This window comes from Streptomyces sp. NPDC048291 (assembly GCF_043201715.1).
In the GTDB taxonomy this organism is placed as follows: domain Bacteria; phylum Actinomycetota; class Actinomycetes; order Streptomycetales; family Streptomycetaceae; genus Streptomyces.
This window is the reverse complement of the sequence record NZ_JBICZC010000018.1, coordinates 36,642-49,169: the sequence shown is the minus strand read 5'-3', so window position 1 is coordinate 49,169 and position 12,528 is coordinate 36,642. Positions and strand designations below refer to the sequence as shown.

Here is a 12,528-nt window from a genome sequence, read left to right as displayed (position 1 = left end):
CCGGCGCACATTGGGCTCGACATGCCCCAATTGAGGCATTTTTCATGAATGCCGTTTACCGCACTGGGGAGATGAGCGCGTGAGCGTCGAACCGCCGTCGTCCGGCCGTCCCACAGGACCTCCTTCCGGCCCCCTGTCCGGGGCCTCCGGGCCGCCTCCCGGACCCCCCTCGCAGCCGCCCGGCGGCGACGGTCGGGGCGGGGAGCCGCACCGGCCGTGGTGGAGGTCTGCGCCCCGGGTCGCGACGCTCACCACGGCCGTGGTGGTCGCCGCCGCCCTGGTCGTGGTCCTCACCCGTTCGGGCGACAGCTCCGGCAAACGCGGCGAGGTCTTCCTGCAGGCCGCCAACAGCTCGGGCCAGGACCCGTTCACCGAGTCCACCGCCAAGAAGAGCTCCGCGGCGCCGCTGTCCGCTGCCCCGGCCGGGTCGACGGCGACGGCGAACGAGGTCCGCGGGGTGGACGGCGGGGCGCCCGGCCTCTACAGCGGCACGAAGAACAGCGCCAGCTGCGACGTCGAACAGCAGATCAGGTACTTCCAGTCCTCACCGTCCCGGAACAGGGCCTTCGCCTCCCAGGTCGGCGTCCAGCCGTCCGGCGTCCCCGCCTACCTGCGCTCGCTCACCCCCGTACAGCTGCGCGCGGACACCCGGGTCACCGCCCACGGCTACCGCGACGGCAAGGCGACCACCTACCAGTCCGTCCTCCAGTCGGGTACCGCCGTCCTGGTCGACGGGCACGGCGTGCCCCGGCTGCGGTGCGCCTGCGGCAACCCGCTGGCCCCGCCGGTCGCGCAGCGGACCACGCCGAGGACCACCGGTGCCGCCTGGGCCGCGTACCGGCCCGCGAACGTGGTCGTCGTCGCACCGGCCGCGCAGATCGTCAAGGTGTTCGTCGTCTTCGACCACGAGCACGACGACTGGTTCGGCCGCCACCGGGGCGACCACACCGGCCACCAGGACCGCCCGGCCAGGCCCCCGGCCAATCCGGACCCCATCAACCCGCCGGGCCACCACGGCTGCCCGCCCGGCACCACCCCGTGCCCGCCGGCCTCGTCCGGCCCGTCGACGCCGGCGAGCCCGGGGCACGGCTCCAAACCCCCGTCGTCGAACTCGCCCTCGTCGAGCCCGCCGTCCTCGAACGCGCCGTCGCAGTCGCCGTCCGGGAAGCCGTCCTCGAAGCCGCCCTCCTCCGAGTCGCCGTCGCAGGCCTCCAAGCCCCCGTCCTCGCAGTCGCCGGGCTCGAAGCCTCCGTCCTCCGAGGCCCCCTCGTCGGAGCCCCCGAAGAACGAGTCACCGAAGAGCGAACCCCCGAAGTCCGAGCCGCCGAAGTCCGAGCCCCCCAAGCACGGCAACGAGTCCCCGCGCACCGAGTCCCCGAAGAGCGAGCCGCCCGCGTCGCAGCCGCCCGCGTCGCAGGGGCCCGTCTCCCCGGGGCCGCCCTCCTCGGCGCAGCAGCCGGGCCCGCCGTCCCCGGGGTCGCCCGGCCCGGAGTCCGCGCTGTCCCCCGCCGCGCCGGAGTCCCCGGCCCAGCAGGCACCCCCCGGCTCGGCAGGCGCCGGCTCGCCGGGGCTGTGACCAGCGCGACGTGCGGTGTGCGCGGTCGGCGAACACCCCTGGGGACTGCCGGAGCCCGCTCGGGGTACGAGCATGGATGCAACAGCGACAGGCCGAGCCGGCCTCCTGGAGAGACACGCATGATCGAAAACCTGGGCGGGGCAGTGATACCGACTGGCTTCGACGTACCCGTGGAGCCGCTGCGGCGCGCGGCGCACTACACCGGCGAGCCCGGCTGCATCGCCGAGGCGCGGGACTTCGCGGCCGGCTTCCTGGAGCAGCTCAGGACCGAGTGGTGCGCCGAGATCGACCCCCGGGCCGACGGCGAGCTGCTCCTCGTGGTGAGCGAGCTGGTCACCAACGCGGACCGGCACAGCAACGGCCCGTACATCCTCGAACTGGAGGGCACGGACAGCGCGGTCCTGGTCTCCGTGTACGACAGCAGCGCCACCCTGCCCCGGCGCTTCCCCAGGGACCCCGAGCGGGTCGGCCGGCACGGGCTGGAGATCGTCCACGCCGTGGCCGCGGAGGTGATCGCCGAACGGGTGCCGGTCGGCAAACGGGTGCGCGCGCTGGTGCGCTTCCCTCAGTGAGCTCTTCCCTCAGTGAGTTGGTGAGCCGTGGGCCGTGAGTCGGTGAGTCGCCACGGGCGCTGCCCCGCGCGCCGGTGCGGGGCAGCGCCCGTGACGCCGCCGTCAGGCGCAGCCGAGTTCGCCCAGCATCCCCTGACGCAGCCGCATGATGATCCGCTTGATCAGGCGGGAGACGTGCATCTGGGAGCAGCCGAGCCGCTCGCCGATCTCCGCCTGGGTGGCCTCCTCCACGAACCGCAGATGGATGATCTCCCGGTCCCGTTCGCTCAGCTCGGCCATGAGCGGGGCAAGCGACTGGAAGTCCTCCACGAGCCGCAGCCCGTCCTCCTCGACCCCGATGAAGTCGGCCAGGACCGCCTCGCCGTCCTCCGGGCCGTCCCCGGTCAGCGCGGCGTCCAGGGAGGAGGAGTTGTAGCCGTTGGCGGCCAGCTGGCCCTCGACCACCTCGTTCTCGGACAGGTTCATGAGCGTGGCGAGCTCGGCGACGGTCGGCTCCCGGTCCAGGCGGCTGGAGAGCTCCTCGCGCGCCTTGGCCAGCTCCACGCGCAGCTCCTGGAGCCGGCGCGGCACGTGCACCGCCCAGGTGGTGTCACGGAAGAACCGCTTGATCTCGCCCACGATGTACGGCAGCGCGAAGGAGGTGAACTCGACCTCGCGCGACAGCTCGAACCGGTCGATGGCCTTGATCAGGCCGATCATCCCGGTCTGGACGATGTCCTCCATGTCGTCGCCGCGGTTGCGGAACCGTCCGGCCGCGAACCGCACCAGCGACATGTTCATCTCGATGAGCGTGTTCCGGGCGTACTGGTACTCCGGCGTGCCCTCCTCCAGCTCCCTGATCCGCTGGAAGAACTGGCGGGACAGCTCACGTGCGTCGCGCGGGGCGACGGTCCTCGGGTCCTCGATTCCTGGCAGTGCCCCCTGCGGCGTCCGTGCCTCGACAGGGTGAGCGGTGTTCACTGCTTCCGACCGGATCCCGGCGGTGTTCATGTCCTCTCCCAGGTCACTCACGTTGCGGCGGCTGCCTCTTCGGCCGGTGTCGTCCCGGCCCTGTCCAGGTGTCGCCCGGTCCGGGTACCCGGAACCGAACGTCTCATGCGTGCCTCGATCCTCGGGTACCCGGGGTGACGCGACGCATGCGTCCTGTTTCCCGCCCTGGCGGAAAACCGCCGGTGGCGGTCCGCGGACGAGGTGCCTACGGCCCGACGCGTACGGCGGTGATCAGCTCGTGCCAGTACCGTTTCGTGACGGCACCGCCGTACCGGGAGCCGATCAGGTCCCGGACGCCCGTGAGCAGCCCGTTCCGGGCGGTCTCCGGGAGTGCGCGGTGGTTCGAGTAGGTGAGCAGCAGGTCCAGGTACTGGCCGGTGGTGTACGTGATCTCCTGGGCGTGGCCGTGCAGGGCGACGTCCGTGAGGTACGGGGAGCCGGTGAATTCGCCCGTGTCGGTCGCGAGGTCGGCCTCGCGGGTCTGGCGCAGCCCCGGCGGGGTGGCCGGATCCCAGCGCTCGTAGCACTCCTGGACCTCGACGAAGAAGTCCTCGGTGCCGCCCGCCACATGGTGAGTGGAGACGACACCGAGCAGCCCGCCGGGGCGCAGCGCCCGGGCCGCCTTCGGCACCCGGACCGCCGGGTCGAGCCAGTGGAAGGCGGTCGCGCAGACCACCGCGTCGAACGGCTCCGGCGGCAGCTCCCACTCTTCGAAGGCCGCGACCACCACGTCCGCCGCGGGAAACGCGGCCAGTCGCCGGCGGGCCACGGCGGCCATGCGCGGGCCGATCTCCACGCCGGTGACCGAGCAGCCGGACGCGGCCAGGTCCACGGTGAGCTTGCCGGTGCCCGGGGCGATCTCCAGCACCCGGACGCCCGGCGCGGCCCCCGTGACCCGGACCAGCTCCTCGGTCAGCGCGGCGGGGTAGCGGGGCCGGGCCCGTTCGTACCGCTCGGCGTCCTGGTCGAAGATGTCCCGCAGGCCCGGGTCCTTCACCCTGAATTCCAGTGCGTCCACGCAGGGCAGGATGCAGGCGCCCCCGGCCGCGGGGCCAGCGCTTTTCGGCGGCGCCTCAGCCTTGGCCCTGCTCCCGCAGCTGCCGGAAGAACGCCCGGACGTCGCCCACCAGCAGATCCGGCTCCTCCATCGCCGCGAAGTGCCCGCCCCGGTCGAACTCCGTCCATCGGACGATGTTCTCCGTGCGGTCCGCCTTGTGCCGCAGCGGACGCTGGGGTTCGGCCGGGAACAGGGCGAGGGCGGTCGGTGCCGTGGACGGTTCGGCGGGGGCGGCGGCCCGGGCGCCGGTGGCGTGAGCCCGCTCGTAGTAGATGCGGGCGGAGGACGCGGCCGTACCGGTGAGCCAGTACAGCATCACGTTGGTCAGCAGCCGGTCCCGGTCCACCGCCTCCTCGGGGAGCTCCGCGGAGTCCGTCCACTCCCGGAACTTCTCGACGATCCAGGCGAGCTGACCCACCGGCGAGTCCGTCAGCGCGTAGCCGGGCGTGTGCGGGCGGGTGCTCTGGAGGATCGCGTACCCGGTGCTCTCCTTGGACCAGGCGGCCCAACGGTCCCAGGAGTCGAGGGTGTTGGCCCGCTCCTCGGCATCCAGCGCCGCGAGCTCCTCGGCCGTGGGCTCGGTGGCCTGCTGGGCGCCCGGCAGCAGGTTGAGGTGGACGCCGATCACCCGGCCGGAATGGGCGCGGCCCAGCTCCCGGGAGATCGCCGCGCCCCAGTCGCCGCCCTGCGCGCCGAACCGCTCGTAGCCCAGGCGGTGCATCAGCTCGGCCCAGGCGTCCGCGACCCGCCCCGCCTCCCAGCCGGACTCCGTGGTCGGCCCCGAGAACCCGAACCCCGGGATGCTCGGCAGCACCACGTGGAAGGCGTCGGCCGGGTCGCCGCCGTGCGCCGCGGGATCCGTGAGCGGTCCGACCACGTCCAGGAACTCCACGACCGAGCCCGGCCAGCCGTGGGTGACGATCAGCGGGGTGGCGTTCGGCTCGGGGGAGCGGACGTGGGCGAAGTGCACGTTCGTGCCGTCGATCGTGGTGGTGAACTGGGGCAATGCGTTGAGCTCCGCCTCGGCGGTCCGCCAGTCGTACTCGTGTCGCCAGTAGTGCGCGAGCTCGCGCAGATACGGGGTCGGGACGCCGTACGCCCAGCCCGCGCCGGGGAGCTCGGCCGGCCAGCGGGTGCGGTCGAGGCGGGCGTGGAGGTCTTCGAGGTCGGTCTGGGGGATGGCGATGTGGAAGGGCGTGATGTCCGGCGACGAAGAGATCATGGTGGGGATGCTAGGCGCAACGGGTCGTCGGTTGCCTGCGGGTCGGTGGGGGCTGGTCGCGCCCGCGCGGCGGAGCCGCACATGCGATACAGCCCCGCGCCCCTGGCGGGGCGCTGAGCGATTAGTTTCTCGACGAGCGGGGGTCGGTACAGATGACCCGTTCCACGCTCCAGGAGGTGTTCATGACCGCCGACGGATTCACCACGTGTCTCTGGTTCGACGGGCAGGCCGAGGAGGCCGCCCACTACTACGTGTCGATCTTCAAGAACTCCAGCATCGGGAAGGTCGGCCGGTACAACGAGGCCGGGCCGGGGGAGGCGGGGTCCGTGCTGGCCGTCGACTTCACGGTCAACGGGCAGAAGTTCGTCGCCATCAACGGCGGCCCGCAGTTCAGGTTCACCGAGGCGATCTCCTTCCAGATCTACTGCGACGGCCAGGAGGAGGTCGACCACTACTGGGCCAAGCTCACCGAGAACGGCGGCGAGCCCGGGCCCTGCGGCTGGCTCAAGGACAGGTACGGCGTGTCCTGGCAGGTGATCCCGGACGGGCTGATCGAGATGATCGGCGACGCCGACCCGGAGAAGGCCACGCGGACCACGCGCGCGATGTACGCGATGGGCAAGCTCGACATCGCCGCGCTGAAGAAGGCCTACGCGGGGGAGTGAGCCGTACGGGGAAGGGGGCGGTGTCCGCGGACACCGCCCCCTCGGGCACACGCCGCCGGGTCAGACCCGGTCGGCCACGATCAGCAGGTACTGGAAGCTGCCGTTCTTGTACGCGGTGAGGAACGCGTCCTCGATCCCCGTCACCAGGTGGTCGGCCTGCTTGCGCAGTTCCCAGTACGGGATCGTCGCCGCGGTGAGGTCCTCCACGTGGACCGGCACCAGGCGGTTGGCGGCCATCGCCCGGAAGTACTCCGACCTCGGGTGGATGTCGCAGATGTAGTGCGCGTTGATCAGGGACACCTCGCGGGACGCCTGCCCGTAGGTGTTGTTGTAGCAGCCGGTGATCGTCACGTAGCGGCCGCCGCGGCGCAGCAGCCGGGCGTGCTCGGCGAACAGCAGTTCCAGCTCGACGTACATCGTGGACTCGTTGTTCCACGAGGCCGCGTACGCGCCCGTCTCGAAGCCGGTGTCCAGCATGTTCCGGTGGTGGTAGCGGACCTTGTCGCCGACCTCCCGCTTGCGGGCCATCCCGTTGGCGAAGTCGGCCTGCTTGGCGGAGATGGTCACGCCGTCGGAGTGGCAGCCGTAGCGCAGGTTCGCCACGATGCTGCCGCCGCCTCGGCCGCAGCCCGCGTCGAAGACCCGGTCGGCCGGCGTGAGGGCGCCCAGATGGGAGGCGAGCAACTCGGCCTGGGCGTGCTCCAGGCGGTGCAGCTCACTGGTGACGCGCTCCTTGCGCAGCGCGGGGTCGGTCTCGTCGAGCACCGACCAGTCGGCCTCACCGATGCCGTAGTGGTGGTGGTACAGGTCGTCGATCTTTCCGAGTTCGAGGTTGACCGGGTTCTCCTCGGCGTTCCAGTACTCCGCGACGCTGTTCTGGTACCTGGACTGGGTCGGCACCGGGGCTGACGTGGTGGTCTTCCGAGCGACAGGGGCGGTGGTCAACAGGTTCTCCTCGAAGTGTTTCCGACGGTGTTTCGGTCTGGTTCGGTGGCTACCAGTAGTCGGGCAGGTGGTAGCGGTTGGTGTTGGTCGCGTGCCATTCGTGGTTGCCGGCGACCCAGGCGGCGAGTCCTTCGGCGTAGCGCGCGACGAGCGGCGAGCCGGCGGACAGGGCGGCCGACTCCTCCTCGAAGGCGTCCATGACCCGGTTGTGGATGTCGACGGACTTCAGATAGGCCGCCTTGAGCCCGCGCCGGTCGTTGGCGGCCACCACCTGGGGCAGGTTCAGGTGGTCCGGGTCGCTCGCCAGCTCCTTGGTGAAGGAGTACAGGTCGTTGACGATGGTGGTGGCGTTGCAGGCCAGCGCGGTGATCCGCTGGATCTCCGGGCGGGCGTAGAGCGGCTCGGGCAGTTCGTAGCCGTCCACCGCGTCCACGATCGACAGACACGGCCGGAAGTTGTTGAACTGCCGCATCACCAGGTACTCCCAGACCCGCGGCACGTACCCGGTCTCCATCCACGCGGCCTCGCCGAGATAGCCGAGGTGCAGCCGGGCGATGTCGTGCACGAACCGGTCGGTCTGGCTGGGCGTGGCGAAGGCCGCGAAGTCCGTGAGGGCGAAGTGGTACGACCGCAGGGGTCCGGTGGCCCGGATGCCCTCGCGCCACTCCTCCTCCAGCTCCGGGATGCCGTGGTAGGGGTCGAGCGCCGACTGGGCGATGATCAGCGGGCCGCCGAGACCGCGCCGGGAGCCGCCGCGCCCCTCGTCCTCCTCGCAGTAGCAGGAGTCCACGATGTTCTCGGCGAGCAGCAGCTTGCCGGCGGCGGTGAGCCGGTCCAGGTCGAGGCCGCCCGGGTGCTGGAGGGCGACGGCCCGGCCGAACTGGAAGTCCGAGAAGTCCCCCTTCCAGGCCGCCGGGAACAGCTCCAGCTCCCGGGCCCAGGCTTCGAGGCGGCGGTCGAGCTCGGCGGCCTTCTCCGGGTCGGCGGGCACGGCCGGCCGGTAGCGCAGTCCGGGGACCGCCCCGGTGCGCCGGGCCGGGCGCAGCCGCTCCGCGATGTTCGGCGGCCCCGGCAGGGCGTAGGAGGTGGTGGTCGTGGTCATGGATGTGCTCCAGGCCGTCAGTCGGCGGTGCGGCCGAGCTGGACGTTCTCCAGGATCCCGGCCGCGTCGGGGACCAGGACGGCGAGCGAGTAGTAGGCGGTGACGAGGTAGTTGACGACGGCCTGTTCGTTGACGCCCATGAAGCGGACGTTGAGGCCGGGCTGGAACTCCTCGGGGATACCGGTCTGGTAGAGGCCGATGACCCCCTGGTCGGCCTCGCCGGTGCGCAGCGCGATGATGCTGCTGGTGTGGTCGTCGCTGATCGGGATCTTGCTGCACGGGTAGATCGGGACCCCGCGCCAGGCCGGGATCTCGTGTCCGTCGACGTTGGTGGACGGGGGCACGAGGCCGCGCCGGTTGCACTGCCGGAAGAAGGCCGCGATCGCCTTGGGGTGCGCCAGGATCACCTTGGTCTTGCGGCGCATGGAGATCAGCTCGTCCATGTCGTCCGGGGTCGGCGGACCGGTGAAGGAGCTGATCCGCTGCCCGTAGTCGATGTTGTGCAGGAGTCCGAACTCCCGGTTGTTGACCAGCTCCCATTCCTGGCGCTCGCGGATCTCCTCGACCGTGAGGCGCAGCTGCTGCTGGGTCTGGTCCATCGGGTGGTTGTAGAGGTCGGCGACCCGGGAGTGCACCCGCAGCACGGTCTGGGTGAGCGACAACTCGTACTCGCGCGGCGCGAGTTCGTAGTCCACGAAGCCGCCCTGGAGAGTCGGCTCGCCGGTGTGGCCGGCCTGTACCGGCACCTCGGCCTCGCCCTTGCGGTTCATCGGCAGCCGCTGCCGGTCGACGTAGGCCTGGAGGTGGGCGCCGAGCGACGGCACCCGGTCCATGATCTCCTCGGCGACCGCCCAGGGCAGCGCGAGGACCACGCCCGCCGTCTCGGCGCGGACCGAGGTGAGCCAGAGGGGATCGGTCTGGCCGACCGCCTCGTCGCCCATCTGGTCGCCGTCGGTGACGACCCCGACGACCTCCTCCTCGCCGTACTTGCCGGCCGCGTACCGGATGAACCGGCCGTGCACCACCAGGTAGGTCTCGGTGACCGGCTGCCCCGCCTCGAAGAGCACCTGCCCGGCGCGCACCTCGCGGGGCTGGAAGCGGTCGGCGAGCTGGGTCAGCGCGTCCAGGTCGTCGTAACCGCGCAGGATCGGCAGCTCGGTGAGGGTCCGGGGGATGACCCGGATGTCGTCCCCGCCGTTGTGCTCGAAGCTCACCCGGCCCCGCCCGGTGCGCAGTTGGAGGCGCCGGTTGACCCGGTAGGTGCCGCCCTTGACGTCCACCCACGGCAGTGTCTTCAGCAGCCACCGGGAGGTGATGGCCTGCATCTGCGGTTCGGACTTGGTGGTCGTGGCGAGCTGGCGTGCCGCCCGGGTGCTCAGGCTGGTGAGCTGCCCGTCGGCGGTCGGATCCGGCTCGGGCTCGTCGACGGCGGAACCGATGACGCTGTCCGGTGTGGACACATTCCCTCCAGCAGAGAGGTGAACAACGGTGACCCGGAGGGTCGGTGGTGTGCGAGGTGGTGGTGCGCACGGACAAGCCAAACAGCCTTGGTGATCTACGGGTACGGCGCGAAAGGGGCGGTTGCATGCCTTAGTTGCGCAAACCTGGAGTTCGGGGTGGAAAGGGTTGTGTTTGTCGATCGTGCGCCGGTCGCCCGCTCTCACGCCCGGGGCCGCGCCGGGATTGGACTCAGGAAAGGTCGTTCACCAGCACCGCGGCCCCGTCGAAGCGCCCGGCCTTGAGGTCCCGCAGCGCCCGCGGGGCCTCCGACAGCGGGTAGGCGTGGGTGGTCGCGTGCACGCCGTGCCGCTCGGCGAGGGCGAGGAACTCCCGGCCGTCCGCACGGGTGTTGGAGGTGACGCTGCGCAACTCCCGCTCGTAGAACAGCTCGCGCTCGTAGTTCAGGGACGGCACGTCGCTCAGGTGGATGCCGGCGACCGCCAGCACCCCGCCCCGGTCCAGGGCGCGCAGCGCGACCGGCACCAGGTCGCCGACCGGCGCGAACAGGATCGCGCTGTCCAGCGGCTCGGGCGGCGCCTCGCAGGCGTCCCGCGCCGAGGCCGCGCCGAGCTCCACGGCCAGCCGCCGCGCCTCGGCACCCCGGGTGAGCACATGCACCCGGGCGCCTTCGGCGAGCGCCAGCTGCGCGCACAGGTGGGCGCTGCCCCCGAAGCCGTACAGACCGAGCCGCCCGCCCGGCGGGAGCGACGCCCGCAGCAGCGCGCGGTAGCCGATGATCCCGGCGCACAGCAGCGGCGCGAGCGCGACGTCGTCGAGGGTGCCGGGCAGCCGGTAGGCGAAAGCGGCCGGCACGGTCGTGTACTCGGCGTAGCCGCCGTCGGCGTCCCAGCCCGTGTACTCCGAGTACGGGCACAGGTTCTCGGCGCCCCGCAGGCAGTACGCGCACTCCCCGTCCGTGCGCCGCAGCCAGGCCACCCCGACCCGGTCGCCGACCGCGAAGTCCGCCACCCCGGCGCCCGTCCCCGCCACCGTGCCGACCACCTCGTGCCCCGGCGTCACCGCGGTCCTGTGCACCGGCAGATCACCCTCGGTGACATGCAGATCGGTGCGGCAGACCCCGCAGGCCCGCACCCGCACCAGCAGCTCGTCCGCCCCGGGCACCGGCACCGGCCGCTCGACCAGCCGCAGCGGATCCCCCTCGACCGGCCCGGGCCGCGCCACCGACCACGCCCGCATCACGTCCGCCATACCGCGCCCCGTCCGCCGAAGGCCGCCGACTCACTTTCCAGTCTCCGCCGGAGTCCGGCGTTCGGCGCGCGGTCGGACCTCCCGGTGGCTAGCGTGAGGAACCGGGAGAACCCGCTCGATCGGAAGGGCCGCGGCGATGGCGGTACAACCTGAAGGAACCCCCTGTTGGGCCGACGCGATGTTCAGCGACCTGGCGGGGGCCAAGAGCTTCTACGGCGAGGTCCTCGGCTGGACCTTCGGCGAGTCGTCCTCGGAGTACGGTAACTACACGCAGGCCTACGCGGACGGAAAGGCCGTCGCCGCCGTCGTACCGCCCATGCCCGGTCAGGAGGGGCAGTCGCAGTGGTGCCTGTACCTCGCCTCGCCGGACGCGGCGGCCACCGCCGCGAGGATCCGGGACAACGGCGGCGAGGTGCTGATGGAGCCGATGCAGGTCGGCGACTTCGGCACGATGTGCCTGGCCCGCGAGCCCAGCGGCGCGGTCTTCGGGATCTGGCAGGGCGGCGTCCACGAGGGCTTCGAGGCCACGGCCGTGCCCGGCGCCTACTGCTGGGCGGAGGTCTTCACCCGCGAGCCCGAGAAGGCCGACCCCTTCTTCGCGGGCGTCTTCCCCTACACGGTCCGGCAGATCGAGGACGACAACGTCGACTTCCGCACGTTCAGCCTCGGTGACCAGCCCGTCCTCGGCCGGATGCGGATGACCGGCGACTTCCCGCCCGAGGTGCCCTCGTACGTCAACGTGTACTTCACCGTCGCCGACTGCGACGAGGCCGTCGCCAAGGCGACGAAGCTCGGCGCGGTGCTGCGCTTCGGGCCGATGACCAGCCCCTTCGGACGGATGGCGGCGCTCACCGACCCGCAGGGCGCCAACTTCTCGGTGATCGACGTCACGACCACCGAGGGCGGGATGCCGTCGGCCTCGGACGTCTGACCTGGGCGGATCCCGGACCACGGCCGGGCGCCCCGCCCGGCCGTGGCATGATCGGGGCCATGCGTGAACGAGTGGTGGCCGCGTGCGACGGGGCTTCTAAGGGAAACCCGGGACCGGCGGGCTGGGCCTGGGTGGTGTCCGACGACGCGGCGACGCCCGCCCGCTGGGAGGCCGGGCCGCTCGGCAGGGCCACCAACAACGTGGCCGAACTGACCGCCCTGGAACAGTTGCTGGCCTCCACCGACCCGGACGTGCCGCTGGAAGTGCGGATGGACTCGCAGTACGCGATGAAGGCCGTCACCACCTGGCTGCCCGGCTGGAAGCGCAACGGCTGGAAGACCTCCGCGGGCAAGCCGGTCGCCAACCAGGACCTGGTCGTCCGCATCGACGAACTCCTCGACGGCCGCGCGGTCGACTTCCGGTACGTTCCCGCCCACCAGGTCGACGGCGACCCGCTGAACGACTTCGCCGACCGCGCGGCCAGCCAGGCGGCCACGGTCCAGGAGGCCGCGGGCAGCGCCCTCGGCTCCCCGACACCGCCGCCGTCACAGGCCCCCGCCGCCTCCGCCGGGGCCCCGCGCCGCAAGGCGGCACCCCGCAAGAGCGCGGCGGGCGGTTCCTCGGCCCGCACCATCAAGGCGAAGTTCCCCGGCCGCTGCCTGTGCGGCCGCTCCTACGACGCCGGCGAGTCCATCGCCAAGAACGCGCAGGGCTGGGGACACCCGGAGTGCCGGGCGGCGGCCGAGGCCTGATACGGCG

The 12,528-nt window shown here is 71.9% G+C and carries 11 protein-coding genes and 1 pseudogene; 5 read left to right on the top strand and 7 right to left on the bottom strand.

The genetic code is table 11. The features are described from left to right. Positions 1-79: 79 nt before the first annotated feature. Positions 80-1,303: pseudogene (locus ACGF5O_RS41025) on the top strand (DUF6777 domain-containing protein); the annotation flags it as partial. A gap of 392 nt (positions 1,304-1,695) precedes the next feature. Next, the gene (locus ACGF5O_RS41020) at positions 1,696-2,148 is read left to right on the top strand and encodes an ATP-binding protein (protein ID WP_393815028.1); all 453 of its coding nucleotides are present in this window, start codon (positions 1,696-1,698) and stop codon (positions 2,146-2,148) included. A gap of 102 nt (positions 2,149-2,250) precedes the next feature. On the opposite strand, the gene ACGF5O_RS41015 is transcribed toward ACGF5O_RS41020, so the two are convergent. The 3 genes from ACGF5O_RS41015 to ACGF5O_RS41005 form a co-directional block, all read right to left on the bottom strand. Then, the gene (locus tag ACGF5O_RS41015) at positions 2,251-3,138 is read right to left on the bottom strand and encodes an RNA polymerase sigma factor SigF (protein WP_393815027.1); all 888 of its coding nucleotides are present in this window, start codon (positions 3,136-3,138) and stop codon (positions 2,251-2,253) included. Positions 3,139-3,343: 205 nt separating this feature from the next. Then, positions 3,344-4,156 carry a class I SAM-dependent methyltransferase gene (locus ACGF5O_RS41010; protein ID WP_393815026.1) on the bottom strand — a complete coding sequence of 271 codons (813 nt, stop codon included), beginning with the start codon at positions 4,154-4,156 and terminating at the stop codon, positions 3,344-3,346. Between the two features lie 55 nt (positions 4,157-4,211). Beyond that, complete coding sequence (locus tag ACGF5O_RS41005; RefSeq protein ID WP_393815025.1) at positions 4,212-5,417, bottom strand: epoxide hydrolase family protein; 1,206 nt, start codon at positions 5,415-5,417, stop codon at positions 4,212-4,214. Between the two features lie 182 nt (positions 5,418-5,599). On the opposite strand from ACGF5O_RS41005, the gene ACGF5O_RS41000 reads away from it, so the two are divergent. Beyond that, a complete protein-coding gene (locus ACGF5O_RS41000) occupies positions 5,600-6,082 on the top strand; it encodes a VOC family protein (RefSeq protein WP_393815175.1) in 483 nt (160 codons plus the stop codon). A gap of 60 nt (positions 6,083-6,142) precedes the next feature. On the opposite strand, the gene ACGF5O_RS40995 is transcribed toward ACGF5O_RS41000, so the two are convergent. The 4 genes from ACGF5O_RS40995 to ACGF5O_RS40980 all read right to left on the bottom strand — a co-directional run bounded on the left by ACGF5O_RS40995 (position 6,143) and on the right by ACGF5O_RS40980 (position 10,826). Continuing rightward, entirely contained in the window at positions 6,143-7,027 is an 885-nt protein-coding gene (locus ACGF5O_RS40995) for a geranyl diphosphate 2-C-methyltransferase (protein WP_393815024.1), read from the bottom strand. A 49-nt stretch (positions 7,028-7,076) separates the two neighbouring features. Further along, the gene (locus ACGF5O_RS40990; RefSeq protein ID WP_393815023.1) at positions 7,077-8,129 is read right to left on the bottom strand and encodes a family 2 encapsulin nanocompartment cargo protein terpene cyclase; all 1,053 of its coding nucleotides are present in this window, start codon (positions 8,127-8,129) and stop codon (positions 7,077-7,079) included. Positions 8,130-8,146: 17 nt separating this feature from the next. Further along, complete coding sequence (locus ACGF5O_RS40985) at positions 8,147-9,589, bottom strand: family 2B encapsulin nanocompartment shell protein (protein ID WP_393815022.1); 1,443 nt, start codon at positions 9,587-9,589, stop codon at positions 8,147-8,149. A gap of 229 nt (positions 9,590-9,818) precedes the next feature. Then, the gene (locus ACGF5O_RS40980; protein WP_393815174.1) at positions 9,819-10,826 is read right to left on the bottom strand and encodes a zinc-binding alcohol dehydrogenase family protein; all 1,008 of its coding nucleotides are present in this window, start codon (positions 10,824-10,826) and stop codon (positions 9,819-9,821) included. A gap of 148 nt (positions 10,827-10,974) precedes the next feature. Between ACGF5O_RS40980 and ACGF5O_RS40975 the strand changes: the two genes are divergently transcribed. Both ACGF5O_RS40975 and ACGF5O_RS40970 read left to right on the top strand, forming a co-directional pair. Next, a complete protein-coding gene (locus tag ACGF5O_RS40975) occupies positions 10,975-11,769 on the top strand; it encodes a VOC family protein (RefSeq protein ID WP_393815021.1) in 795 nt (264 codons plus the stop codon). 47 nt (positions 11,770-11,816) lie between these two features. Further along, on the top strand, positions 11,817-12,521 hold the full coding sequence (locus ACGF5O_RS40970) for a ribonuclease H (protein ID WP_393815020.1): 705 nt from the start codon (positions 11,817-11,819) through the stop codon (positions 12,519-12,521). Positions 12,522-12,528: the final 7 nt, after the last annotated feature.